This is a genomic window from Chryseobacterium edaphi, assembly GCF_025628985.1.
Taxonomy (GTDB): domain Bacteria; phylum Bacteroidota; class Bacteroidia; order Flavobacteriales; family Weeksellaceae; genus Chryseobacterium; species Chryseobacterium edaphi.
Genome location: NZ_JAOTEM010000002.1, coordinates 627,775 through 654,376 on the forward strand (window position 1 = coordinate 627,775; position 26,602 = coordinate 654,376).

Genomic DNA, 26,602 nt, shown 5'->3' on the forward strand with positions numbered 1-26,602 from the left:
AAAATAAAAAGCTTAAATAACTTATCTTTGCAAATTGAAATGAAAAAACTCGTCATCATTCCAACATACAACGAAAAGGAGAATATCGAAAAGATAATTTCTGCTGTTTTTGCATTGGAACAAGAGTTTCATGTTTTGGTTGTAGACGATTCTTCGCCCGATAAAACGGCAGATATCGTTAAAGAATTACAGAAAAAACATCCTCACACGTTACATTTATCAGTAAGACACATCAAAGATGGATTGGGAAAAGCCTATATTCATGGTTTCAAGTGGGCGTTGCAAAACAATTACGACTACATTTTTGAGATGGATGCCGATTTTTCTCACAATCCCAATGATTTACCTAAACTTTTTGAAGCTTGCCTTAATGCCGATATGGCAGTCGGTTCTCGTTATTCTAAAGGGGTGAATGTTGTTAACTGGCCAATGGGAAGAGTTTTGCTGTCTTATTTTGCTTCGAAATATGTTCGATTCATTTTAGGACTTTCAATTCATGACACTACAGCAGGTTTTGTTTGCTTTTCGAGAAAAGTTTTAGATGAAATCGGTTTAGATAATGTAAAATTAAAAGGATATGGTTTTCAGATCGAAATGAAATTCAGGACTTTTAAAAAAGGTTTTAAAATAGTTGAGGTTCCCATTATTTTCACCAACAGAGAACTAGGTGAAAGTAAAATGAATGGCGGAATCATTCATGAAGCTGTTTTTGGTGTTTTAAATTTAAAATGGAAATCAATCATCAATAAATTATGAGAAGACTGATTTGTTTTTTTATGTTCCTGTTTTTGGTTTCTTGTAGCGAATACATTGATCAGCCAAAAAACCTTCTTGATACAAAAACGATGTCCGAAATTATGGCAGATCTGTCAATTAACGATCAGGTGAGCAATACATTTCAAGGCAAAAATTTGGAAAGCGGAACAAGATATATCCTTAAAAATCATAATGTAAAAGCTGACGATTTTGTTGAAAGCTATAAATATTATGTGGCAAAAGGAAAAATGAATAAGATTGTGGAAGATGCGCAAGAGATTCTTTTGACGAAGGATCCGAAAGCGAAAGATTTTGTGAAGAGTAAAACGACTCCCAAAACAGATCTTCCCAAATTAGAAAGATAAAATATGCAGCAATTTTTTAAGATAGAAAAAACTTCGCAGGGAAAAGCCAGAGCAGGAGAATTAGTGACCGATCACGGTGTAGTGCAAACTCCGATTTTTATGCCGGTAGGAACTGTTGCAAGTGTAAAAACGGTACATCAAAGAGAATTAAGAGATGATATTAAAGCCCAGATTATTTTGGGAAATACCTATCATTTATACCTTCGTCCGGGAATGGAAGTAATGCAGGAAGCAGGAGGTTTGCATAAATTTATGAATTGGGATCTTCCGATTCTTACCGATTCCGGTGGTTTTCAGGTTTTTTCACTTTCAGGGACAAGAAAAATGTCTGAAGAAGGAGTGAAATTCAAATCTCATATCGACGGAAGTGTTCATCTATTTACTCCCGAAAAATCTATGGAAATCCAAAGACAGATCGGAGCAGATATTTTCATGGCATTTGACGAATGTGTCGCTTATCCGGCAGAATACAATCAGGTGAAAAAATCTATGGATATGACGCATCGCTGGTTAAAAAGATGCATCGACTGGAACGAAAAAAATCCAGAATTATACGGTTATAAGCAAAGATTTTTTCCGATCGTTCAGGGTTCTACCTATTCAGATTTAAGAAAAATTTCAGCAGAAGTTATTGCTGAAGCAGGAGCAGAAGGAAATGCTATTGGCGGACTTTCTGTGGGCGAGCCAGAAGAAGAACTATATAGAATTACCGACGAAGTAACGGATATTTTACCAAAGGATAAACCAAGATATTTGATGGGAGTAGGAACTCCGTGGAATATTTTAGAATCAATCGGACTAGGAATAGATATGATGGATTGTGTAATGCCTACAAGAAATGCCAGAAATGCAATGCTTTTCACCTGGCAAGGTGTTATGAATCTGAAAAATGAAAAATGGAAGAAAGATTTTTCGCCTTTGGATGAGTTTGGGACGAATTTTGTTGATCAGGAATACTCTAAAGCATACGTTCGCCATTTATTTGTTTCAAAAGAATATTTGGCAAAACAGATTGCATCAATTCATAATCTTTCATTTTACTTAGATTTGGTGAAAGTTGCAAGAGAGCATATTTTAGCAGGAGATTTCTACGAATGGAAAAATTCTGTAGTTCCTGTTTTAAGACAAAGACTTTAAAATTTCAGAATGTTTAAGATTATAGACAGATATATCATTAGAAAATACCTTGGAACTTTCAGTTTCATGCTGATATTGTTGTCTATTGTAGTTTTGGTGATCGATGTACAGCAGAAAATTCCGAGAATTGAAAAAGCTACCGATATTGATCCGAAACTGGATCTTACTTATTTCCTGATTCATTTTTATCCTTTCTGGATTATCAATCTTGTTGTTACTTTCTTAGCTATTCTTGTTTTTATTTCGGTGATTTATTTTACTTCGAGAATGGCAAACAATACGGAGATTGTTGCAATTATAAGTAGTGGAGCAAGTTTCCACAGATTTGCAAAACCTTATCTGCTTACTTCCTTGTTGATTGCTTTGATATCGCTCGTAGTGAATCATTTCGTGCTTCCGTGGGCAAATATTAAGAAAAACGAACTTGAAGCTTATACCTATAATCAGACGAACAAAGATAAAATTCTAGGAACTGCTCCCGTCTCAGCGCAATTAAGCAAAACGGAATATATCTTTGTCAACTCGTGGAATAAGCGTGAAAACAGAGGATATGGTTTCGTTTATCAGAAGTTTGACAAAAGCAGAAAAATGATCTACGAACTGAAAGCAAATGATGCATTTTGGGATCCTGCTAAAAAACAGTTTGTACTCAATAGTTTTCTTGAAAAGACTATCAATAAAGACGATTCGGAAAAACTTGGACAAGGTTTTGAGATAAGAAAAAGCTACGGACAAGCTCCTGAAGAATTATTTCCAAACGAACTTTTGGGACAAAATAAAACAACTCCCGAACTGTTAAAATTCATTGACAGAGAAAGAGAAAAAGGAAACAGCAACTTAAATACTCACTTGAATGAGCTGTATCAGAGAACCTCAATGCCTGTTTCGATTATTGTATTGACTTTCCTTGCGCTTTCACTTTCTTCTCAAAAGAAAAGAGGAGGACTTGGAATTAATTTAGCAATTGGTATTTCCTTGGCTTTCGTTTTCGTATTCTCTTTCGAAGCTTTAAAAGTGGTTTCAGAAAATAAAGTTTTAGCTCCTGCTTTGGCAATGTGGATGCCGAATATCATCTTTTTTCCATTAACTTTTGTTCTGTACATCAGAAGAGCCAATCAGTAAAGAAGCTTTATTTCTTTGTGGTAAAAAGACCTTATTTCTTCTTCAAATTCTATGTGGATTTCGCCTTTCTCATCTGCTTTTCTGATGATGCCATTTTGTCGCTTTCCGTCAATTTCAAAAACAGAGATCTCATCTTTTCGGAACAGATTTAAATTAAATTCTTCTAAAATATCATTTCCAACCGGTAAATTTTTGAATTTTTCAACTAAAAAATGATGTAAATCTTCAGTAAATTTTTTTAAATCAAATCTTTCTCCGGTTTGGGTAAAAATAGATCCTGCATTAGAAATTTCATTGAATTTTTCCTGAAGAATATTGATTCCGGCTCCAATAATAAAATAATTTTCACCATTAAATTTTTTCTTTTCAATTAAAATCCCAACAACTTTTTTGTTGGTAAGAATAATATCATTTGGCCATTTGATTTTCACCGCCTTTCCAGTCACTTTGGCAATAAATTCCCTGATTGCGATGGCGGTATAATAATTGAATAAGAAATCACCGTGCATAATGTTCTGTGTTTTTACAGCTAAAGTGTAAGCGAGATTCTGCTCAGGTCTGGAAATCCAGCTATTTCCATACTGTCCTCTTCCTTTTGTTTGGTTAAAAGTATAAAGACCAACAAAATCTGAATATGGATAAAGTAAAACCTGAGATATTTCGTCATTAGTAGAAGAACACTCTTTTTGATAGAACAGTTGGCTCATTTAAGAAAACTTTAAGAACATTAAAGCCCTAAAAGTAAGGTTAAAGTAAAAGAAAAACAATAAATTTGCAGATTATAGTATATTTTAATGAACAAAACAGTAGAAAAGCAAGCGCTAATAGATAAAATTGTAGAAGCTATCCAGGATGTAAAGGGTGAAGACATTATGATTTTCGACCTTTCAAAAATTGAAAACTCGGTAGCTGAGACATTTATAATTTGTAGTGGTAATTCAAATACACAAGTTTCAGCATTAGCAGGAAGTGTAGAAAAAAAGGTAAGAAACGAGCTTCAGGACAGACCATGGCATGTTGAAGGTACAGAAAACTCAATGTGGGTTTTGGTAGATTACGTAACAGTTGTCGTACATATCTTCCAGAAAGAAACTCGGCAGTATTACGATATTGAAGAACTTTGGGGTGATGCAAAAATCACCAAAATTGAAAGTGAAGTATAAAAATTTTAAAAGTATTAAATGAATAATAAAGGATTTAACTGGTTTTTTCCAATCGCAATAATTGCCCTTTTGTTATTTTTTGCCTCAAATTTTTTGGGCGACAACAATGCAAAAACTATTGACGAAGATGCATTCTTCAGAGAAATGCAGATGGGAAAAGTTCAGAATGTGTTGATTGATAAACAGGCTCAGAAAGCCGAAGTGTTTTTAACTAAAGCTGCCAAAACAGCTACCGTAAAGAAAGATGACAAAGCAAATCCTTTTTCAAATTTAGGAATGTCTTCTGCAAAGGCTGATTATAGTCTGAAGTACGGAGATTTACAACTTTTCTTAGAGAAATTCGAATCTATAAAGAACCAGAATCCTGCAATCAAAACTTCTAAAGATTATGCAGAAGGAGAGAGTGCTTTGATGGGCGCTCTTATTCAGGCTCTTATCTGGATCACGATTTTAGGTTTGTTCTACTTTATCCTTTTCAGAAAAATGGGAAGTGGCGGTGGTCCTGGAGGACAGATTTTCTCTATCGGTAAGTCTAAAGCTAAATTATTTGACGAAAAAGAAAAAATTCAGACAACATTTAAAGATGTTGCAGGATTAGAAGGAGCAAAAGAGGAAGTACAGGAAGTTGTAGATTTCTTGAAAAACTCAGAAAAATATACAAAATTAGGAGGTAAAATTCCTAAAGGTGTACTTTTAGTTGGTCCTCCGGGAACTGGTAAAACGTTATTGGCGAAAGCTGTTGCAGGTGAGGCTAAAGTTCCTTTCTTCTCACTGTCAGGTTCGGATTTTGTTGAAATGTTTGTTGGAGTAGGAGCGTCAAGAGTGAGAGATCTTTTTGCTCAGGCAAAAGCAAAATCTCCCGCAATCATCTTCATTGATGAGATTGATGCAATTGGTCGTGCAAGAGGTAAAAACAATTTCTCTGGAGGAAATGACGAAAGAGAAAATACATTAAACCAGTTGCTTACAGAAATGGACGGTTTTGGAACCGACGTGAATGTAATCGTAATGGCTGCAACCAACAGAGCAGATATTTTGGATAAAGCATTGATGAGAGCGGGTCGATTTGACCGTTCGGTTTATGTAGATCTTCCGGAATTGCACGAAAGAAGAGAGATTTTTGATGTTCATTTAAAGAAAATCAAATTAGATGATACGGTTGACAGAGATTTCCTGGCGAAACAAACTCCTGGTTTCAGTGGAGCTGATATTGCGAATGTTTGTAATGAAGCAGCTTTGATCGCAGCAAGAAATAGTCATGTATCTGTAAATAAGCAAGATTTCTTGGATGCCGTAGACAGAATCATCGGTGGTCTTGAGAAGAAAAATATGGCGATTAAACCGTCTGAAAAGAAAAGAGTAGCTTTCCATGAAGCAGGTCACGCAACGATTTCTTGGTTGGTAGAGCACGCTTCACCATTACTTAAAGTAACGATTGTTCCAAGAGGACGTTCATTGGGTGCAGCTTGGTATCTTCCCGAAGAAAGACAGTTGACAACAACTGAGCAAATGTTGGACGAAATGTGTGCAACTTTAGGAGGTAGAGCAGCAGAACAGGTAATATTTAATAATATTTCTACGGGGGCACTTTCAGATTTAGAAACAGTTACCAAGAGAGCTCAGGCGATGGTTACGATCTACGGATTGAGTCCAAATATTGGTAATATTTCTTACTATGATAGTTCAGGTCAGTCAGAATATAATTTCGGAAAACCTTATTCTGAAGCTACTGCATCAAAAATTGATACAGAAATCAAGACGATTATTGAGCATCAATACGAAAGAGCAGTTAGAATATTGAGTGAAAACAAAGATAAACTTAATGCTTTAGCGAATAAACTTTTAGAAAAAGAAGTAATTTTCCGTGAAGATCTTGAGGAGATATTCGGTAAAAGAGCTTGGGATCCGGAATTAACGGAGAGACCGGTGACGAATACTATTCCTTTACATGAAAAAGTAGAAGAAGCAGAAATTCAGGCACCTGAAAGCCCTTCTCAGATTTAAAATATTTATATTCAATTGAATACAACCTGGTGATTGTAAAATTACCGGGTTTTTTCATTTTAAAGCGATATTATTAGAAGCAATTCTAATTAATTTTCTATTTTTGTAGTAAGTTGACTAAAAAACATTAAGTTGAGTTTATTTAAGAGAATTGTAAGCAAACTAACCAATCAGCCTGAAGAAGACGACAAACAAAGTCTGGAGAAGCTAGGAGATTCGCTGAAAAACGCTGATCTTGATTATAAGTTTGCCCAATTGTTTACCCATTCCGGAGGTTTTTTTAACTATTGCGCTGATGAAGCTGAAGCTTTGCAGACTTTGAACCAGATCCTCAAAATTGAAGGAGTAAACTCTGTATTTTGTTGTGACAAAGATCTTCAGAATTTTTTGAATGTTGTAAAGACTGCACATACACCACAACTTGAAGCGGGTAATGATGCCGCATTTATCACCTGTGAATATCTTATTGCTTATGACGGCAGAATCATGCTTTCGCACAATAATATTCTTCATTATCATTCTTCCCGACTGCCATCGAAAATTATCATTATGGCCAATGTTTCTCAGATCGTCAATAATCTGAACGACGCCATGGGAAAAATAAAACGTACTGGGAATATAAAAAATCTTACCTCAATCAGCGGAAATCATTCTAAACTTGATACTGCGGCAAATAATAATACCAAACTGTTTCTATTGCTGCTGGAAGACTAGCAAAAAATTTCTAAATTTTAAATTTTGGACAAAAATCTTATTCAGAGAACCATTTCGGGGATTGTTTATATCGCAGTCATTATTCTCTGTACTACACCTTTCGGTGCCCAGCTTTTCGATCATATTTCTCCCGGAATTGTAAAGCAACAATATCTTTACTATGGATTGATCACTTTTCTTCTGATAGTTGGAACATGGGAGTGTATCAAGATCATGAAATTTGGAAATGGCTACGAAAAATGGATTGTCTTGCCAATAGTGTTGTTGATCTTTTATATGTTTTCAAAAAGATTTTTTCATCACGATTTTTATTTCAATTTCAGGCTTTCGGAGATACTTGCGCTTGCACTGATTGTCATTGCGGTTGTGACTTTATTTAAATTTACAAGTGAACTATACTTTGATAGTGGAAAGCTTATTTTCACTGTTATCTATGTAGCATTGCCGTTCTCATTTGCATTAGGATTACCAAAATTCTCTTCATACGACAGCAATTTTTCTTTAGAAGTTATCTTCCTATTTATTCTGATTTGGAGCAGTGATACTTTCGCTTATCTGGTTGGAAAGTTTTTAGGTAAACATAAAATGGCTCCTAAAATTTCGCCGAAAAAAACATGGGAAGGTTATGCAGGTGGAGTGGTTCTTACACTGGTTCTTTCTTATTTTGTTGAAATTTATCAACCGCAACTTCGCGGAAACTGGATGATTGTTGGTTTTCTGATCGCAGCATTCGCTCCGTTGGGAGATTTAGTAGAAAGTCAACTGAAAAGAACTTTCGGTGTAAAAGACAGCGGAAATATCATTCCAGGACATGGCGGTGTATTAGATAGGCTTGATAGTTTTTTAATCTGCGTTCCTGTCGTATATTTGTACTTTATTTTAGAAAAATTTATTTAAACTCAAAACATTGTCATCATTTGTTTACACTTTTCAGATGACTAATTTAAAAACTATACATATCCTCAATGAAATTACATAAAGAATCGAAAGGAACAATCGTAGTAGCTACAATACTCTTTGTAATACTCGCTATTACGTCTATTTATTTTCTGGAAATGTGGTCGCTATTAATCATTATCCCATTATTGATTATTTACAGTTTGGTGTTTTGGTTTTTCAGGGTTCCAAATCGTGATATTTTAGATCATACGGAAAATGTAATCGCACCTGTAGACGGAAAAGTCGTAATGATCAAAGAAGTTGAGGAAACAGAATTTTTGAAGGAAAAAGCAATTCAGGTCTCTATTTTTATGTCGCCTCTGAATGTACATATCTGTAGATTTCCGGTTTCGGGAAATGTAATTTATAAAAAATATCATCCGGGAAAATATTTGGTAGCTTGGCACGAAAAATCATCTACTGAAAATGAAAGAACTACCGTGGCTGTGGAAAGTTTAACCAATCATAAAGTAGTTTTCAGACAGATCGCAGGATATGTTGCAAGAAGAATTGTTTTCTACTGTAACGAGGGAGATTCTGCAAAAGCAGGGCATGAGTTTGGTTTTATTAAATTCGGTTCAAGAATGGATATTTTCCTGCCTTTAGACACAGAAATTATCTGTAAAATCGGTGACAAGACAAAAGGTGGAATCGATGTGATTGCAAGAATGAAGGATTAATATTTAAATTAATAAATAAAGAAAACCGTTTCGAGAGAGGCGGTTTTTTCGTTGAATGTAACTGCAATTTGAAATTGTTTGTAATGAAAAAGTTATTCAAAATTTAAAAACTTTATCATATTTTAAAAAATATTTAATTTTCATTAAAAATAACCTACTCATTTAATACTTTATTGTTGTTAATCATTAGTTAAAAGTTTATTTTTGATGACAATTTATAAATATTAAGATTAAATGAAAAAAATTCTACTTCCTTTACTTTTCGTCATAGGAACTTTCATCAATGCACAAACTAATATCAATGTCTTTTCTCAGATCGTTTTCTACGATGGTTATGCAGGAAATGTTTCTAATCCCGTTCCGGCAAATACAATCAGACTGGCCAATTACAGATATACAAAAAAACTGACGGATGCCGAACTAAATTCTTTCCAGAATAAAATCCAAATGAATGTTACTATTGGTGCGCTCTGTGATAATTATGACAGAATTGGTGGGGTGCATATTGCTTTGGTTCCAAAAAATCAGATTTCTTAGACGTTGAGTGATCCTCTTGTAAAGCGAATTGAAATCGGAAGATATATTACGCCATTTATGAACAAAAATATTTTCCCAACTGAAGTTCCTTACAGTTTTGATGTAGATAATCTTTATTGAGTTTTCAGTAGTACAACACTTAGAGCTGCTTATGATATTTGGGTAGAATTAGATGTTTTTGGAGTTCCTTATGCAGCGAACACACAGGTTGCAGTTTGCTCGGGAAGAAATGATGTTTTTGCCGGAACGCTTGACTTCCTTACATACAACGATCCCGCAGTAACCAATACTTATAATAATTTACTGCCTTTCCTGGATTCTAATGAGTTGAACAATTATAACAGTACAGATCAGGCGGGACAGACTGTAAGATTGGTGAATTTTAATTTAAACCAAAGCACATCAAATGCAAAGTTTTTTATCGTAACAACGCCACATGGCGCCAACACCAATGGTGAAGAATATATAAGAAGACAAAACTTTGTTTCATTAGATAATGCTCAGGTTTTGACTTTCACACCGGGAGGGAAAACGTGTGAGCCATACAGGCAATATAATACTCAAGGGAATGGAATTTATGGTGCTAATCCACAAAGTACACCTTGGTGGACAAGCTGGAATAATTGGTGTCCCGGTGATTCTGTTCCGATCAGAAGTTTTACAGCAACAACGCTTGCTGCAGGAAATCATGTATTGAAGTATGAAGTTCCTTCCGCTGTTTTTTATAATCAGGATGGGCGTATTGTGCTTTCAATCTATATGCAGAGCAACAATCAACTTTTGGCGGTCAAAGACGCATCAACCGTTGATGTATCTATTTACCCGAATCCGACTTCAGATTTTGTCAATATCAGATCAGAAAAAAAGGTGAAAAATATTACAGTTTATTCTCTTGAAGGAAGAAAACTGAATGAAGTTAGAGATTCGAAAGTTGATCTTACATCATATCCTTCCGGATCTTATTTATTGGATATCACTTTAGAAGGTGGAACTCAATTCAAACATAAGGTTATCAGAAAATAAATTTCTGATATTAAATAAAAAAAGAGAAACTGTAAATCGGTTTCTCTTTTTTTTTATTTAATAAGTCTTTTGACTTGGTTTATCAGGTTTAAAATAAATTCTACTGGCAAATCCTCATTTTCATTAATTAACAAGATTTTAAACTTCTTTCTGCCTTCAGAAAGCAACTCAGGATAATCTAATCGATCACCGTGATAAAAGCTGATGTAATGTTTCTGATGCTTTTTGCTGTAATACAGATAGCACAGCATTTTCTTCTTAAATTTAAAAAACGGAAGTCCGAAACTCAATGTTTCTGTAATGTTTTCTGTATCCGATTCTAAGATCTTCTTCCTTAAAAACAAAAGGGTACTTCTTTCAGGTTCGTCGATTCTGAAGAAATACTCTTGTATGGGGTTCATTTTAAATTAAATTTAAAAAGATTTAATCAAAATTTTGAAGCTCTACCAATTTGTGATAAGTGCTACGTTTAGCCATCAAGTCTTGGTGAGTTCCTTGTTCCATGATGTCGCCTTTTTCCATTACGACGATCCAGTCTGCTTTCTGAATGGTTGAAAGTCTATGTGCGATGATAAGTGATGTTCTGTTTGCCATCATTTTTTCAAGCGCATCTTGCACGAATTTTTCAGATTCTGTATCCAAAGCAGAAGTTGCTTCATCCAAAATCATAATCGGTGGGTTTTTCAGAACTGCTCTTGCGATAGAAATTCTTTGTTTTTGTCCGCCGGAAAGCTTTCCTCCATCGTCACCGATATTGGTTTCGTAACCGTTCGGAAGTTGAGTGATAAATAAATCTGCATTGGCAATTTTTGCAGCAGCAACTACTTCTTCTTTCGTTGCATCAGGTTTACCCATCAAAATATTGTTGTAAACTGTATCATTGAACAAAACAGATTCTTGTGTTACCATACCCAACAGTTTTCTGTATTCTGTTAGTTTTAAATGTTTAATGTTGGTTTCATCAATTAAAATTTCACCTTCAGAAACATCATAAAATCTTGCTAAAAGATTGGCAATGGTTGTTTTTCCGCTTCCGCTTTGTCCAACAAGTGCTACTGTTTTTCCTTTAGGAATTTTCAGATTAAAGTTTTTCAGGATTAAATTTGATTTATCATAATAGAAACCAATGTCTTTAAACTCGATGTGAGCATCCAGATTTGATATAGAAACAGGCTCTGCGATCTCTTCTATTTTCACATCTGCTTCCAGAATTTCCAAAACCCTGTGCAAAGAAGCTTCTCCTTTTTGAATATTTGAAATAGATGTTGATAAACTTTTCATCGGAGGCAAAATCTGGAAAAACATTCCCAAAAATACCAGGAAGTCTTCCGGAGAAATGCTTTTTTCAACAATAATCTGTTTTCCGCCGTACCATGCAATAATTAAAAAAGTAATTGATCCCAAAAATTCGCTCATCGGTGATGCCAGTTCTTTTTTTCTGCCTAATCTTATAGAGCTGTTGATCCACTTTTGCATGGAACCCATAAATCGGGTATTCATTATTTTTTCGGCATTGAATATCTTAATAACTTTAGAAGATTTTAAGGTTTCATCAACGATTGAAAAGATAGTTCCCATCTCGTTCTGAGCCTCATGAGAATCTTTTTTGAGGCTTTTCCCTATTAAAGCGATCAGTGTTCCCATAACCGGTAAAACTAAAAGCGAGAAAAGTGTCATTTCGGGACTTAGGAAAAATAGAGTCACCAAAGTACTGATTAACATGAATGGTGAATTAATCAAGTCTACCAAACTTCCTAAAATACTCCCTTCTACTTCGCCTACATCATTTGACATACGAGACATCATATCACCTTTTCTGCTATCTGTAAAAAATGAAACCGGAAGAGACAAGATCTTACGATACATTGCGCCTCGAAGGTCTTTTGTAACTCCTACACGATAATTGATCAGCAAATACGATCCTAAATATCTGAAAATGTTTCTCAATAAAAACATAAATCCAGTGATGATGCAAAGCCAAGCCAAGACATTTAAGCTGCCATATTCTGTTACCAGATTTTGTACGGTGTAATTGAGATATTCTTTAAGATAAGACAGCGCATCTACTATATCACCGGAATAAACCGGCGCCGATTCATATTTTTCAGGTTTGATGGTACCGAAAAGCATTCCCAATACAGGTAGAATGGCTCCTAATGAGGCAATCTGAAAAAAAGAATACAAAAGATTGAAAAATAAACTTCCGTAAATATATTTCTGATGAGGTCTGGCGAATTTCAGTATTTTTCTATATTCGTTCATTCAATAAAATTGGATAGCAAAATTAATTAAAATATAATGATAAGACGTTTTTAATTGAATTTTACTTTACTGTTATATTTGGGATTGAAGTTTTTTGTATTTAATTTTTCCAAAGTCTTTCCAAAACTGTTGATGATTTGTGTAAGGTTTTCAATATCAACGATCGTCATATCATCATTTACCTGATGATAATGTTTGATTTTACTCATATTTGCAGTAGAAATAGAGTGAGCGATAATTTTTTTCTTTACAAAACTTACATTGTCTGATCTGTAAAATAATTGTTCAGATGCATAAGGATCCGGATGTATTTTTAAACCGTTCTCAGAATGACTGTTCATCAACTCATCAAGATCAGAAAACTCGTCACCTGTAATAAAAACTGCATTTTTGCCAAATTCAGATTCGGTTGCGACCATTTCAAAATTGAAAAGTGCTGTAAGATTATTATAAATCTTATCTAATTTTTTGTCTGCTGCAATTGCAGTTGAACCCAACATTCCTTTTTCTTCACCATTAAATGCCATGAAAACCATTGAAAATTCCGGCTTTTTATTTTTGAAATAGTCAGAAATTCCTACTAAAGTTGTGATTCCGCTTGCGTCATCATCTGCGCCGTTGTAGATATTATCGCCCGGTTTATCATTTGAACCAATGTGATCAAAATGTCCTGAAAAACCCAATGTTTTTTCTGATTTTCCTTTCTGGATTCCGCAAACATTATAGGCAATTTTTCCTTTATAGTCAAAAGGAATCAAATAAGAATCACCTGTACAATATTCTAATTTATTTTCTTTGAAAAGCTTCGCAATATAATTGGCAGCATACTCATTTTCCGGTGTCCCTATTTCGCGACCTTTCATTTGGTCAGAAGCAAGAGTTGAGATGACGTTTTTTACCATGTCCTGAGAAACATCCTGTGCAAAAGCAGTTGCGGAGAATAGAGCGAAGATAAGATAAGTTAGTTTTTTCATATTATTAAATATTTATTTTTGTTGAATTTGTCGTGATTTTATTTGAAATGTTGCATTGAGCGAAACAAATAATAATTCATGTAAATTTCAAGTAAGATTTAGCAAATTTAAAATAAAATTGAGACATCCGTATAGATCTGTGAAATCAGTTGGTATAAAACAAAAAACAGCTCCTAAAAAAGAAGCTGTTCTTACTCAAAAAAAATCATTGTAAGGTTATCGCAGTCTGTCTACAGATTTTACGAGCCTCTCATCTTTCTTGATAAAAATATTTGCCAAAAGCAAACAGATTACCGCAATCAATGGGAAAATCGGCTCAATACCCTTCTCAGGAAAATCTATTCCTCCGGATAAGTTTTGCAGCCAGTACACCAATATACCAATCAACAAAGCGTTTATAATGATGCTGATGTTATTCAGCATGATTTGTCTTTTTCTGTTTTTAAAGCTAAACAAACTGAAAGCGCCTATTAAAACCAAAACAATTGATGAGATGCTGATTATCGAAACGTTTCCGAAAACTTCTACATCCTGTCCTGTAATATATAGGAATGCCGCCGCTAAAACGGATAGCAAAATCCAAATAGTTTGTATTCTTTGTAGCATAGAATTTAAAATTCAGGAGCAAAAATAACATAAATTTTGCACAATTCAAAAATAAGTGTAGATTTGCAATATACAATGTACTTGAAAACAAAAGTCACCGGACTTACTTTTCTTACTCACAACTAATTACATTTTTACTTTATATATGTTTAACATAGAAACGTTAAGGTCAAAATCCGTAACGGAATTGACTAAAATCCTAAAAGATTTGGGCGTTAAGGTTGCAAGAAACAGCACAGATAATGATAAAATCTTCGCCGTCCTTGATTTTCAGGCTTCCAACCCTAAAGTTGCAAAAGATTACTTCAATACTACAGAAAGCAACACGGAAACTGAAGAAAAACCTGCCGCAGCAGAAAAAGTGGTGAAAGCTGCTCCTAAAAAACCAGCACCCAAAAAACCGGCAAGACCAAAAGCTGCCACAGAAACTCCCAAAGAAGAAACAGAACCTGTCAAAACAGAAGAAGTGACAGAAGAAAAAGAAGTTATTGCAGAAGCAATCATAAAGGAACCTGCAAAAGGCGCTGTAGAAGAAAGACCTGCAAACAATGCTTCAAAACAAAAAAGAAAAAGAGTAACTCCTGCCAACACTTCTGAAGAACAAACTCAGGAAAAAGAGGAAACTCCAACAAATACAGATTCTCAAGCAGCTGCAGCAATTCCTGCACAAGCACAAACGAGAGAAGAAAGACCTAAGAGACCACAACAACAGCAACAACAAGGTCAGAATCCAAATCAAAGAGTTCAGAATCCATCGCAACAAAACGGTGGAAATCTTCAGAACAGAAATCAGAACAATAACCAAAATCAGAATTCTAACCAAAACAATCCTAATCAGAACCCAAACCAGAATCCTAATCAAAATCAGAACAGAAATTCTGACAGACAGGAAGAAACTGAATCCAGAAAAGAATTCAATTTCGACGGAATGGTCAGTATTGAAGGTGTTTTAGAGATTTTACCTGATAACTATGGATTTTTACGTTCATCAGATTTCAGTTATATTTCTTCTCCGGATGACGTGTATGTTTCTACAGCACAGATCAGAAATTTTGGTTTAAAAACAGGAGATACCGTAAGAGGTATTGTCCGTTTGCCAAAAGAAGGTGAAAAATATTTTTCATTATTAAAACCAACAGAAGTAAACGGACGTGATTTGGCATTTATCAAGGATCGTGTTGCTTTTGAATATTTAACTCCGCTTTTCCCTGAAGAGAAATTTAATCTTTCGGGAGACAACTCTACGATGTCTACAAGAATCGTCGATTTATTTGCACCGATTGGAAAAGGTCAGAGAGCGATGATTGTTGCCCAGCCAAAAACCGGTAAAACCATGTTGCTGAAAGATATTGCCAACTCTATCGCAGCCAATCACCCTGAAGTTTATATGATGGTACTTTTGATCGACGAACGTCCTGAAGAAGTTACCGATATGGAAAGAAGCGTAAATGCGGAAGTTATTGCTTCTACATTTGATGAAGCTGCAGATAAGCACGTGAAAGTTGCCAATCTCGTTTTAGCGAAAGCTCAGAGAATGGTAGAGTGTGGTCATGATGTTGTTATTTTGTTAGACTCAATTACAAGATTAGCAAGAGCTTACAATACCGTAACTCCTGCATCAGGAAAAGTACTTTCCGGTGGTGTAGATGCAAACGCTTTACATAAACCGAAAAGATTTTTTGGTGCTGCAAGAAAAATTGAAAATGGCGGATCATTGACAATTATTGCAACTGCATTGATTGATACAGGTTCAAAAATGGATGAGGTTATTTTTGAAGAATTCAAAGGTACCGGAAATATGGAGCTTCAATTAGACAGAAAAATTGCTAACAGAAGAATTTATCCTGCTATCGATTTAGTTTCTTCAAGTACAAGAAGAGATGATTTGTTGCTTGATGAGGTGACTTCCCAGAGAATGTGGATTTTCAGAAAATATCTTTCAGAAATGAATCCTATCGAAGCAATGGAATTTGTCAACAAAAATATCAGAGGAACTCTGAATAACGAAGAATTTTTAATGTCTATGAATAGATAGACATACGTTAATATTGTTTATAAGAGCACAGATTTCGGTCTGTGCTTTTTGTTTTAATAAATTTAAAATTTCTAATTAAACTATCAATGTTAAAGATTTATTAAAATAATCTGCAATTTTTGATATTGGCTTAAATATTGGCTAAATTTACATATTAACATTAAAAATTAAACTTATGTCATTTGAATTACCAAAATTAGGATATTCGTACGATGCTCTAGAACCTACAATCGATGCAAAAACAATGGAAATCCACCATTCAAAGCATCATCAAGCTTATGTAGATAATTTAAATAAAGCAATTGAAGGAACTGATCTTACGGAATTATCTATTGAAGATGTTTGTAAAAATGGTTCTGAAAAACCTGCTGTAAGAAATAACGGAGGTGGTCATTTTAATCACTCTTTATTCTGGGAAATCTTAACTCCGGGCGGAAGTTCTACTCCGGTTGGAAATGTAAGCAATGCGATTGAAAACTATGGAGGTTTCGATAAATTCAAAACTGATTTTGCTGATGCTGCAAAAACAAGATTCGGTTCTGGATGGGCTTGGTTAGTTAAAAACGAAGACGGTTCAGTATCTGTAACTTCGACTCCAAACCAAGATAATCCTTTGATGCCTGTTGCAGATATAAAAGGAACTCCGGTTCTAGGTTTAGATGTTTGGGAACATGCTTATTATTTAAACTACCAAAACAGAAGACCTGATTATGTAACTGCATTTTTTGATGTGGTGAATTGGGATAAAGTTGAAGAATTATTTAATAAATAATTTTAGCTTATTTAAAATAAAAAAGGTTCAGAATTTTCTGAACCTTTTTTATTTTTTATCTGAAACTATCAGAAGCACTCAGTCCATTCATTCTGAGATTGTATTTCCAACTCACGTAAGAAAAAACCTGATACAGTTTATATTCAAACTTGATCCCATAGTTTTCTCTTGGGTCGTAATCTATTGCAGATTCTATTACATTTCTGTACTTACCCGAAGTGTAGTAAGAATTCCATTCTGTGACTAGCATTCTATTTCTGCTTTTCAACATAGATTCAGAATATTGGGTAATCGGTTTTGCAATGGCATTCAAAAAATAATCAAATTGTGTGTCGATCACGGTAAGTTCCCACTCACCATCATCGTTTTTCTCTGGTTTCATTGCAGATTCTTCTTTGTCATTCTTCGGATCATTTTGAGCAAAAGAACTGCAAGGAATTAAAATTAAGAATAGTAAAATAATTAAATTTTTCATAATCATAAAGTTACAGAAAAAAAGCACTCGATGAAGAGTGCTTTATGATTATGGTTCTTTTTGTAAAATGACAAACGCCGGAAAGTGATCACTATAACCACCCGTGAATTGGTCGCCGTTCCATGATCGGAAAGGGTAGCCTTTGTAATTTCCTTCTTTATTGACTAAATACGCAGGAGCATAAATTTCTGCTTTATAAACTGAATATTCTTTTGGATTTTTGTCTAAAACTAAATTTTTAGAGACAATAATCTGATCAAATAAATTGGGTGCATCCTGATAAGCTAATGACGCTACACCTTTTTTATATAAAGGATACATAAGGTTTAAGTATGGTTTTTCGTCGTTCAAATCTTTTTCACTAGCTGCAGCTTTTAAATAGTTTTTTAAACTAGCGCTTACAGGATCATCATTGAAATCTCCCATTGCAAAAAGTTTTGTTGACGGATCTACTGTTCTTATGCTGTCCATTTGTTGTTTTAGTAGAGCTGCCGCTGCATTTCTTTTAGGTAGAGAAGCTGCTTCACCACCTCTTCTTGAAGGCCAGTGATTCATAAAGAAAGCTACTTTCTCATTATCAAGCAAGCCTGTGACGACCAAAATATCTCTTGTGTACTCTCGTTTACCATCTTCGCCAAATACTTTCAGTTCTTTTTTAAAGGAATTAGTTACTGTAAATCTTCTCTTTTGGTAAATTAATGCGACATCGATTCCTCTGTAATCATAAGAATTGTAATGTACAATTCCGTAATCATATTTTGCTAAAGCAGGTTCTTTTACAAGATCCTGAATGACTTGTCTGTTTTCAACTTCGATAAGTCCCACTACAGCTGGAGCTGTTTTTGTATATTGAGAACCTAGTTCTGCAATTACTTTTGCTTCATTTTCCAGTTTTTTCTTGTAAATCTTAGTATTGTAGTTTTTACCGCTTGCAGGAGTGAACTCTTCTGAACCGCTTTGGTATCTTATCACTTTTTTACCAACTAGTAATCCATCACTCCATTGTCCGTCATATTTCTCAGCTTCCAAAAATTTAATGGAATCGAGAGGGATGCTTCTGTGAAATGCAGGATTGGTTTTATCTTTTGTTCCATCTATATAATCAGCAGAACGAATGGTATCCCAAAGGTTTTCTACATTGAGAAATCCTACTGCTGCCACTCTTTTTACCTTACCTTGTTGTGCAAATGTCATTACCGAAAAAATGACCGCTACAACACTCAAAAATTTTTTCATTTCAGAATATTACAATTATTTAATCTGCAAATTTACTTAATTTTAATTCATGCCATTTTAATTAAATGTAAATTTATCATCTAAATATTATTTGTATTTGTGATACATTATAGAAATTTAACAATGTTAACAAATTATAATGTTAAAAAATTTATTAAATATAAATTTTTATTAAATTTGTGCCCCCAAAGTTTTTAACCCATTGAAAACGAACATAAAAAGTATTAAAACAAAGTATATATACGCATGATTAAAAAACTATCATTAGTCTCTTTATTTACTTTACTTCCTGCATCTTTTTATTTTGCACAGACCACAGTTTTTGCATATTTGAAGGACGCTCAAGGAAAGCCGATTGAGCAGGCGGAAGTAGATGTGAAAGGGACAGAGAATGATGTGACGGCTGACAAAATTGGTTATTTCCAACTAGTCGATTTGATGCCGGGACATTACGAGTTGGTTATCACAAAACCTAATTACGAGACAAAAGTAATGGCGTTTGATGTGACCAGTGATGAAAAAAGAAAGGATTTAGGTGTTCTTACTTTAAATTCTAGTCTTACAAGCGCAGATCAGGGTTTAACAATTATTGAAAGTGACGATGATGAAGACAACAGCAGTCAGGCATCAACCGTTGGATTATTACAATCTTCAATGGATGTTTTCAGTAGAATTGCTGCTTTTGACTTAGGTTTTTACTGGTACAGACCAAGAGGAATTGATGGTAGAATGGGAGAAACCATGCTGAATGGTGTCTCTATGATCAAATCTGATAACGGAAACGTAGATTTTGGCAACTGGGGAGGTCTTAACGAGATCACAAGATATCCTGAGATTTCTCAAAACCACTCTCCGTCGGAATATGCTTTTGGAGGTAACAGTTCTGTTATTTATAAAAATACGAAAGCAAGCGAATACAGAAAAGGATTCCAGTTTACACAGTCTTTGACCAACAGAAACTACAGAAACAGAACATCTTTGAGATACAGCTCAGGAATGAGTAGCAAAGGTTGGGCGTTTACTGTAATGGGAGCAAGAAGATGGGCTGAAGAAGGAATTCAGGAAGGTACTTTTTATGATGCTTACGGTGCATATTTAGGAGTTGAGAAAAAATTCAATGACAAGCACAGCATGACATTCAACTTTATTGCTGCGCCTTACAGAAGGTCTACAGCAAGTCCGAGTACACAAGAAGTTTATGATTACAGAGGAGTACATTATAATTCTTATTGGGGATATCAGGATGGGAAACAAAGAAGTGAAAGAGTGAGAAAAGGTTTCCAGCCAATTTTCCAGCTTCAGGATTTCTGGAAGATTACTCCGAAATCAAATCTTTGGACATCAGTTTCTTATCAGTTTGGTAAAGATAAAGGTTCTCGTTTAGATTGGCAGAATGTACAAAATCCTTCACCAACTTATTACAGAAATTTGCCAAGTTATTATGATTCTTTAGATCCGAATGCTTCTGTTAAAGATCCTTCGGGAGCGATGACAACAGCGCAGGATGCTTATCAGACTTCTATGGCTGGTTGGCAAAATGCTGATCCTAATATTACTCAATTAAATTGGGATAACCTTTACAGAAGAAATATGCAACAACCTGCCGGAACTTATTACGGACAAACAGGAAGAAGAGCTTTATATTATCTTGTAAATGATGTAAGTGATGATAAAATCTTCAATGCTGCGACGCATTTCACTCACAACTTTAATGATACTACTAAATTTTTATTAAACTTATCTTATCAGAATTATCGTTCTGAGCAATACAGAGAAGTAAATGATCTTTTAGGAGCTGATTTTGTATTGAACAGAGATCCTTTTGCTGCAACTAATCAACCTGGAAAATCAGGATTATATAATGAAGGCGAAGAAAATGTGACAAAAAAAGTAGGTGATAAAATGACTTACGATTACATTTTCAGAAGACAGGAATTCAAAGTAAATCCTGGGATTAAATTCTCAACAGGGAAATTTGATGTTTTTGTTTCTGCGATGGCAGGATATTCTTCTTCTAGCAGAGAAGGATTATTTAATCATTATTTATATAAAGACTCATTCGGGAAAGGTCAGGATTACAACTTCTGGAATTATGGTTTGAAAGGTCAGGCAATTTATAAACTTAATGGAAGAAATTTCCTTGTTTATAATGGTGCTTATTTTTCACAGACTCCTTACTTAGAAGATTTGTTTATCAATCCAAGAGTAAATGGTTCTGTAGCTCCAAATGTTCAGAATATGGTGATCAATGCTAATGATCTTAGTTATGTGATTTCTTCACCATTTTTGAAATTGAGATTGACAGGATATTTAATCAATTCAAGCAACGAAACTTCTGTACAGAGATTTTTTGCAGATGGTATTCCTCTAGAGGGTGTAGATGCAGATGGTAATCAGACAAACGTTCAGAGTGCATTTGTAACTCAGGTAATGACTGATGTGAAAAGAAGAAATATGGGTGCTGAATTAGGTGTTGATGTAAAAGTTATTCCTACATTATCTTTACAAGGTCTAGCAAGTTTCGGACAGTTTACTTATCAGAATGATCCTGTAACGTACTTTGCATCTGATGCAACCGGAACTTTCGCAAATGGTCTTTCTTACGTAAATTTAGGAAAAGCTTACATCAAAAATTACAAACAAGGAGGCACTCCTCAACAGGCTTATTCAGTAGGTGCAAGATATAATTCACCGAAATATTGGTGGGTTGGTGGTAACTGGAATTATCTTGATGACAATTATCTTGATCCTTCAGCATTGATTAGAACAGAATCTTTTGTACAGAATAATGTTTCAGGTACTCCTTTTTATGGTCTTACAGATTCGGAAGTAAGAAGAGTTTTAGAACCAAACAAATTACCTTCAGCATTTTTCTTTAATGTGAATGCAGGAAAATCTTGGGTGATTGGTAAATATTATGTTCTTATCTCAGCAACCGTAAATAACGTATTTGATAATACAAGATACATTACAGGAGGCTTTGAGCAGACAAGAAATGCAAAATATCCAACTTTTGCACAAGATAATGACAGAGAATTCACTTTATTTGGGCCAAAATATTGGTACACTCAAGGAAGATCATACTTCGTCAACTTACAATTCAGATTTTAAAAACTTATAATTAAAATAATTAAGATGAATATAAAAAAATACTTAAGTATCGTAACAGGAGCTGCATTTGCTGCACTTTCTCTTACTTCTTGTGTTCAGAAAGACGAGTGGGATACACCACCGATCAACTGTAACAACAAATTTGCTGCGACCAATATTACTTTAGCAAATTTTAAAGCTTTGGCTCCTGCTACAGGTTATGTTTTGATTTCTACTGACCAAATCTTTGATGGTTATGTTACTTCATCTGATGAAAACGGAAACTTCTACAAAACTATTTCTTTCCAGGATAAAGCTGAAAATCCAACAGCTGCATTACAAATTGAAGTAGACAAAGCAAGTAACTATGCAGATTTTCCGGTGGGAGCACATATCAGAATTAACGCTAAAGGTTTAAGATTAGGTACAGACAGAGGAGTTGTTAAGATTGGTTCTGTAGATCCAACTTATGACATCGGTAGAATTCCGGGAGCATTGGTAAGCAGATATATGTCTGGAGTTTGCAATGGGAATGGTCTTGAGGTTGTAGCTTTAAAACCTATTCAGCTTGCTACTTTGAATGATGCAAAAGATGCAAAATATATCAACATGTTGGTAACTGTTCCTAACGTACAATTTACAACGGGTGATATTTTACCTGTAAATAAAACATTTATTGATTATTTATTGGGAGCAGGTGTAGATACCGACAGAAACTTAGAAGATGCTGCAGGAAATTCTGTTGTAGTCAGAAATTCAGGTTTCTTTTCAGAGGGTTCAAAATTATTACCAAAAGGAAATGGTAATGCAACTTTTGTAGTAAGTCGTTACAATACTACTTGGCAAATGTTGATCAGAAAATCAAGTGATCTTGCTTTTACAGGTACAAGAATAGATTCTACACCACCAAAAGGGGGTACTGCGATCACTTTTTCAGGAAGTTTCTTGGAGAATTTTGAAAGCTATTCATTGACACCTGCAAATTTAGAAGTTTATCCTAAATATGTGAATGATGCGTTAGTTGGAAACCGTTACTGGCAGTTAAAAACCTTCAGCAATAACAAATATATTCAGCTTTCAGCAAATGCGGGATCAGGAAGTTATATTACTTATTTTGCCGTACCAGTTGATTTTACTGCTGCAAATCAGTTTAAATTTGACGTAAACGTAGGTTTCTGGAATGGTAATGCTTTAAAAGTTTATTATACTACAAATTATACAGCTTTAGGTGATATCTCTGCAGTTACTAAAACTGATATTACTTCAGCATTCACAATCCCTCAAACGCCACTTACAGGATATGGAACATTAGCTCCTGCAGGTACATATAACATTCCTGCAACAGTGACAGGTAATGGGTATATCCTTTTTGAATATACTGGTACTACAGGTGGAATTACAACTACACTACAGTTGGATAACATCCAGGCTTTATAATATTAAAACAATTCATGTTTAAGAAAAAGGAATCGCAATATTGTGGTTCCTTTTTTTATGCTTTCGTTTTACTTTAATATTTTAAAAACTTAAACAAAAAAACCACCGCAAAAAAAGCAGTGGCTATATAATTTAAATAAAGATCTTATTAAAAAGAAACCTCGTTCATTTCTTTTCCACGCTGGAAATTCATTGTTTTTTGGCTTCCTTTGTAGGCAATATTTACCAAATTGATCTGTTTAGGGAAAGCACTTAAAAGAATTGTATTTTTAATCTTTAAACTGCTTACATCCGAAACACCATCAGTCTCAAAATATACCCATACAGTTTCTCCACTTACCTGGCTTCCTGTGAAAGTTAAAGTTTTGGGAGAATTGTTTACATAAACATCAAAATTGTTGTTTACATATTTCTTCACTTCGGCTTCAAAACCTGCTGTGCTGCGATTGATCTTGATGGCATCCGAAATATGACTGGTATTCATCTTTGTTGTGAATTTCAATGTCTTGCTTCCATCAATATAATCAACTTTCGTCATCGATGAGAAGAAATCTGCCGCCATGAAACTCATGAATGCAAATAATGATAAAATACCCGATATGTATAAAAGTTTTTTCATCTTAGTTTTAAGATTGTTAATCATCTTAGTAAATATATGTGGCTCAAATATAATGCCAATTAAAAGTTAACATTCACAGCATATTTTTCATAAAATGCTTTAATGTGTTCTACTGCTTCATCGGCGGTATCTACCACACGATAAAGGTCAAGATCATTTTCGGAAATCATTCCTTCTTTTAGTAAAGTCTCTTTAAACCAATCCAATAATCCGCTCCAGAATTCGGTTCCTACCAATACGATTGGGAATTTTCCGATTTTATTGGTTTGAATCAATGTAATAGCTTCCGTCAACTCATCCAGAGTTCCAAAACCTCCCGGCATCACGATAAATCCTTGAGAATACTTTACAAACATCACTTTTCTCACAAAAAAATAATCGAAATTGAGAGAATACATTTTGTTAATGTAAGGATTGAAATGCTGTTCAAACGGCAAGTCGATATTTAATCCGATTGATTTTCCTTTGGCATTGAAAGCGCCTTTATTACCGGCTTCCATAATTCCCGGACCGCCTCCTGTAATAATTCCAAAGCCAACTTTGGTGATCTTTTCGGCAATATCTGCAGCCATTTGGTAATATTTACTTTCCGGCTTTAATCTTGCCGAACCGAAAATAGAAACACAAGGACCTATTTTAGCCATCCTTTCGTAGCCATCCACAAATTCTGCCATGATCTTGAAAACCATCCAGCTGTCTTTGGTAACGATCTCATCCCATGTTTTCTGTCTGAAACTATTGTGTAATATTGATTCGTTGATATCTAATTCAGGATTTTGTAAACTTTCATCCTTGCTACTTTCAATTCCCATTGTTCTTTATTTAAAATATTTTTCGGCTTCAATTACAGATGCCGGTCTTCCCACATCGATCAGGATGCTGTCATGCAGAAAACCATGAATTTTTTCGGTCTGCATCAGATCCAGATATTCTTCCATCACAGAAAATTTACCTGTCCGTTTAATTTTATCAAAGATAACAGGATTTATGCAATGTACACCACTAAATGCATAAGGTTTAAATCCTTTGTTAAATTCGGCAAGTCTTTGCTCTCCTGTCTGTACATTCAGCCATCCTCTCAGAACCAAATCATCATTGAATAATAATTTTCGCGAACTTTCTCTGTCTGAGACTGCTAAAGTAGCGAAATCTTTGATATTCTTGTGGTATTCTACAAAATTATTAATATTAATGTCAGTCAGAATATCAGCATTCATGATTATGAAATCTTCCCCATGATCAAGAAATTTTTTAGCAAAAATCAAACCGCCTCCCGTTTCAAGAAGCTCTTCAGATTCATCCGAAACTTCGATTTTACAATTGAAATTATCATTTTTCTTTAGAAAATCTACGATCTGATCTCCGAAGTGATGCACATTGATCACGAAATCTGTTATCCCGAAACCTTTCAGATAAGTAATATTTCTTTCCAAAAGTGGGATCCCGTTTACTTTAGCCAAAGCTTTAGGATGATGATCGGTAAAGGGTTTCAGTCGGGTTCCTTTTCCTGCTGCAAAAATTAATGCCTTCATAAATGTGGGTAATGAGTAATTGGTAATGAGTAATTTAAAAATTTGTAAGTAATAACAGCGAAGCTATAGTATTACTTATTGCACATTACTGATTACCTATTGTTAAGTTGGTGCTGTTCGTCGTGATGAAGACTGATTTCTACTTTTTCACCATATTTTTCTTCGATAAAATGAGCGATTTTTATAGCGGAATAAACTGATCTGTGTTGTCCACCTGTACATCCGAAATTGATCTGAAGATTTTCAAAACCTCTACCCAAATAATTGTCGATGTTGATAGAGACAAGTGTTTTAATTAATTCTAAAAATTTAGGCATATCGGTTTTTGTTTCAAGATATTCCTGAACGCCGATGTCATTTCCTGTTTGGATTTTATATTCTTCAACTCTTCCTGGATTTAAAATTCCACGGCAGTCGAATGTGAATCCGCCTCCGTTTCCGGAATCGTCTTTGGGAATTCCTCCTTTTTTATATGAAAAACTGTGGATGTCTATGTGTAGCATTTTTTCTATTTTTTATAACGATGATAGATTTCGAATAATTATTTTTATAATTTAATTTTAAACCATTAAGATTTTTTAGTTTATAAGATATTTTAAGGTTTAGATAAATCTAAATTAAGCGTTGTATTGTTTAGTCTGGTAAATTTTTAAAATATTCATTAATAAAAGGCTTCAAGGATTTTGTAATATTATCAGTGAAGAAATTGATCAGTAAACCTTGTGGTTTTTTTAGTATTTTCATATATGTCAGAAGTTGTGCTTCATGTATAGAAAGTATTTGTTCTACGGCTTTTAATTCTACGATGATGCAATCATTTACCAGTAAATCTATTTTAAGATCAGCATCAATTGTAATATCGTCATAATTTATAGGAACTTTTACTTGTTGTATTACGCTGTATCCATTTTTAATAAGTTCATGCACCAAACACTTTTCATAGATACTTTCCAAAAGTCCGGCTCCTAAATTTTTATGTACTTTAATAGCAAAACCCGTAATTTCATAAGATAATTGAGTAATCTGTTTTTTCGTCATTTGTAAAATTTGTTTTAAACAAATGTAAAAGTTCTTGCTCAAAAAATCTTTAGATTTACTTAATAAATCTTAAACCTTTCATTCCC

The 26,602-nt window shown here is 34.3% G+C and carries 27 protein-coding genes; 15 read left to right on the top strand and 12 right to left on the bottom strand.

All coding sequences use genetic code 11. The annotated features are described in order from the left end of the window. Positions 1–39: 39 nt before the first annotated feature. Genes NZ698_RS11185 through NZ698_RS11200 form a run of 4 tightly spaced genes read left to right on the top strand, consistent with a single transcriptional unit; the run spans position 40 to position 3,380 of the window. Positions 40–756, top strand: a complete 717-nt coding sequence (locus NZ698_RS11185; protein WP_263003189.1) for a polyprenol monophosphomannose synthase — start codon at positions 40–42, stop codon at positions 754–756. Then, the gene (locus NZ698_RS11190) at positions 753–1,121 is read left to right on the top strand and encodes a DUF4296 domain-containing protein (RefSeq protein ID WP_263003190.1); all 369 of its coding nucleotides are present in this window, start codon (positions 753–755) and stop codon (positions 1,119–1,121) included. Before NZ698_RS11185 ends, NZ698_RS11190 begins: the two co-directional genes overlap by 4 nt. A 3-nt stretch (positions 1,122–1,124) precedes the next feature. After that, positions 1,125–2,258, top strand: coding sequence for a tRNA guanosine(34) transglycosylase Tgt (gene tgt / locus NZ698_RS11195; protein ID WP_263003191.1), 1,134 nt, complete (start codon positions 1,125–1,127; stop codon positions 2,256–2,258). 9 nt (positions 2,259–2,267) lie between these two features. Beyond that, complete coding sequence (locus tag NZ698_RS11200; protein WP_263003192.1) at positions 2,268–3,380, top strand: LptF/LptG family permease; 1,113 nt, start codon at positions 2,268–2,270, stop codon at positions 3,378–3,380. Here the strand turns inward: NZ698_RS11200 and NZ698_RS11205 are convergent. Further along, positions 3,374–4,087: a biotin--[acetyl-CoA-carboxylase] ligase gene (locus NZ698_RS11205; protein ID WP_263003193.1), complete on the bottom strand. Its 714-nt coding sequence runs from the start codon at positions 4,085–4,087 to the stop codon at positions 3,374–3,376. The two genes, NZ698_RS11200 and NZ698_RS11205, sit on opposite strands and share 7 nt — an antisense overlap. 87 nt (positions 4,088–4,174) lie before the next feature. Between NZ698_RS11205 and rsfS the strand changes: the two genes are divergently transcribed. The 7 genes from rsfS to NZ698_RS11240 all read left to right on the top strand — a co-directional run bounded on the left by rsfS (position 4,175) and on the right by NZ698_RS11240 (position 10,440). After that, positions 4,175–4,543, top strand: coding sequence for a ribosome silencing factor (gene rsfS / locus NZ698_RS11210; protein WP_263003194.1), 369 nt, complete (start codon positions 4,175–4,177; stop codon positions 4,541–4,543). Between the two features lie 18 nt (positions 4,544–4,561). Further along, positions 4,562–6,547, top strand: a complete 1,986-nt coding sequence (gene ftsH / locus NZ698_RS11215; RefSeq protein ID WP_263003195.1) for an ATP-dependent zinc metalloprotease FtsH — start codon at positions 4,562–4,564, stop codon at positions 6,545–6,547. A 132-nt stretch (positions 6,548–6,679) separates the two neighbouring features. Continuing rightward, a complete protein-coding gene (locus NZ698_RS11220; RefSeq protein WP_263003196.1) occupies positions 6,680–7,261 on the top strand; it encodes an LUD domain-containing protein in 582 nt (193 codons plus the stop codon). 24 nt (positions 7,262–7,285) lie between these two features. Then, the gene (locus tag NZ698_RS11225; RefSeq protein ID WP_263003197.1) at positions 7,286–8,158 is read left to right on the top strand and encodes a phosphatidate cytidylyltransferase; all 873 of its coding nucleotides are present in this window, start codon (positions 7,286–7,288) and stop codon (positions 8,156–8,158) included. A gap of 68 nt (positions 8,159–8,226) precedes the next feature. Further along, a complete protein-coding gene (locus NZ698_RS11230) occupies positions 8,227–8,880 on the top strand; it encodes a phosphatidylserine decarboxylase family protein (RefSeq protein ID WP_263003198.1) in 654 nt (217 codons plus the stop codon). A 234-nt stretch (positions 8,881–9,114) separates the two neighbouring features. Next, a complete protein-coding gene (locus tag NZ698_RS11235) occupies positions 9,115–9,417 on the top strand; it encodes a PNGase F N-terminal domain-containing protein (protein WP_438265569.1) in 303 nt (100 codons plus the stop codon). Positions 9,418–9,744: 327 nt separating this feature from the next. Beyond that, positions 9,745–10,440 (top strand): peptide-N-glycosidase F-related protein, encoded by a 696-nt coding sequence (locus NZ698_RS11240; protein WP_263003199.1) that lies wholly within the window; start codon positions 9,745–9,747, stop codon positions 10,438–10,440. A gap of 53 nt (positions 10,441–10,493) precedes the next feature. On the opposite strand, the gene NZ698_RS11245 is transcribed toward NZ698_RS11240, so the two are convergent. The 4 genes from NZ698_RS11245 to NZ698_RS11260 all read right to left on the bottom strand — a co-directional run bounded on the left by NZ698_RS11245 (position 10,494) and on the right by NZ698_RS11260 (position 14,282). Beyond that, entirely contained in the window at positions 10,494–10,841 is a 348-nt protein-coding gene (locus NZ698_RS11245; protein WP_263003200.1) for a DUF1801 domain-containing protein, read from the bottom strand. 22 nt (positions 10,842–10,863) lie between these two features. Next, complete coding sequence (locus NZ698_RS11250) at positions 10,864–12,702, bottom strand: ABC transporter ATP-binding protein (protein WP_263003201.1); 1,839 nt, start codon at positions 12,700–12,702, stop codon at positions 10,864–10,866. A 50-nt stretch (positions 12,703–12,752) separates the two neighbouring features. Beyond that, a complete protein-coding gene (locus NZ698_RS11255) occupies positions 12,753–13,676 on the bottom strand; it encodes a M28 family peptidase (RefSeq protein WP_263003202.1) in 924 nt (307 codons plus the stop codon). Between the two features lie 216 nt (positions 13,677–13,892). Continuing rightward, positions 13,893–14,282 (bottom strand): DUF4293 family protein, encoded by a 390-nt coding sequence (locus NZ698_RS11260; RefSeq protein WP_263003203.1) that lies wholly within the window; start codon positions 14,280–14,282, stop codon positions 13,893–13,895. Positions 14,283–14,427: 145 nt separating this feature from the next. On the opposite strand from NZ698_RS11260, the gene rho reads away from it, so the two are divergent. Both rho and NZ698_RS11270 read left to right on the top strand, forming a co-directional pair. Beyond that, the gene (gene rho, locus NZ698_RS11265; protein WP_263003204.1) at positions 14,428–16,317 is read left to right on the top strand and encodes a transcription termination factor Rho; all 1,890 of its coding nucleotides are present in this window, start codon (positions 14,428–14,430) and stop codon (positions 16,315–16,317) included. 175 nt (positions 16,318–16,492) lie between these two features. After that, positions 16,493–17,089 carry a superoxide dismutase gene (locus NZ698_RS11270; protein WP_263003205.1) on the top strand — a complete coding sequence of 199 codons (597 nt, stop codon included), beginning with the start codon at positions 16,493–16,495 and terminating at the stop codon, positions 17,087–17,089. Positions 17,090–17,144: 55 nt separating this feature from the next. Here NZ698_RS11270 and NZ698_RS11275 read toward each other — a convergent pair whose 3' ends face one another. Together NZ698_RS11275 and NZ698_RS11280 are read right to left on the bottom strand one after the other, a co-directional pair. Next, the gene (locus tag NZ698_RS11275; protein WP_263003206.1) at positions 17,145–17,564 is read right to left on the bottom strand and encodes a DUF6146 family protein; all 420 of its coding nucleotides are present in this window, start codon (positions 17,562–17,564) and stop codon (positions 17,145–17,147) included. 48 nt (positions 17,565–17,612) lie between these two features. Next, positions 17,613–18,800, bottom strand: coding sequence for an endonuclease/exonuclease/phosphatase family protein (locus NZ698_RS11280; RefSeq protein ID WP_263003207.1), 1,188 nt, complete (start codon positions 18,798–18,800; stop codon positions 17,613–17,615). A gap of 246 nt (positions 18,801–19,046) precedes the next feature. Between NZ698_RS11280 and NZ698_RS11285 the strand changes: the two genes are divergently transcribed. Together NZ698_RS11285 and NZ698_RS11290 are read left to right on the top strand one after the other, a co-directional pair. After that, a complete protein-coding gene (locus NZ698_RS11285; RefSeq protein ID WP_263003208.1) occupies positions 19,047–21,911 on the top strand; it encodes a carboxypeptidase-like regulatory domain-containing protein in 2,865 nt (954 codons plus the stop codon). Between the two features lie 24 nt (positions 21,912–21,935). Then, the gene (locus tag NZ698_RS11290; RefSeq protein ID WP_263003209.1) at positions 21,936–23,327 is read left to right on the top strand and encodes a M949_1556 family lipoprotein; all 1,392 of its coding nucleotides are present in this window, start codon (positions 21,936–21,938) and stop codon (positions 23,325–23,327) included. A gap of 148 nt (positions 23,328–23,475) precedes the next feature. Here the strand turns inward: NZ698_RS11290 and NZ698_RS11295 are convergent, their stop codons facing one another. The 5 genes from NZ698_RS11295 to NZ698_RS11315 all read right to left on the bottom strand — a co-directional run bounded on the left by NZ698_RS11295 (position 23,476) and on the right by NZ698_RS11315 (position 26,516). Then, positions 23,476–23,946, bottom strand: coding sequence for a DUF6702 family protein (locus NZ698_RS11295; RefSeq protein ID WP_263003210.1), 471 nt, complete (start codon positions 23,944–23,946; stop codon positions 23,476–23,478). Between the two features lie 59 nt (positions 23,947–24,005). Beyond that, positions 24,006–24,758, bottom strand: coding sequence for an LOG family protein (locus tag NZ698_RS11300; RefSeq protein ID WP_263003211.1), 753 nt, complete (start codon positions 24,756–24,758; stop codon positions 24,006–24,008). A gap of 6 nt (positions 24,759–24,764) precedes the next feature. Next, on the bottom strand, positions 24,765–25,478 hold the full coding sequence (locus tag NZ698_RS11305; protein ID WP_263003212.1) for a nucleotidyltransferase family protein: 714 nt from the start codon (positions 25,476–25,478) through the stop codon (positions 24,765–24,767). 92 nt (positions 25,479–25,570) lie between these two features. Continuing rightward, the gene (locus tag NZ698_RS11310) at positions 25,571–25,981 is read right to left on the bottom strand and encodes a RapZ C-terminal domain-containing protein (RefSeq protein ID WP_263003213.1); all 411 of its coding nucleotides are present in this window, start codon (positions 25,979–25,981) and stop codon (positions 25,571–25,573) included. Positions 25,982–26,111: 130 nt separating this feature from the next. After that, positions 26,112–26,516 carry a GxxExxY protein gene (locus NZ698_RS11315; RefSeq protein ID WP_263003214.1) on the bottom strand — a complete coding sequence of 135 codons (405 nt, stop codon included), beginning with the start codon at positions 26,514–26,516 and terminating at the stop codon, positions 26,112–26,114. Positions 26,517–26,602: the final 86 nt, after the last annotated feature.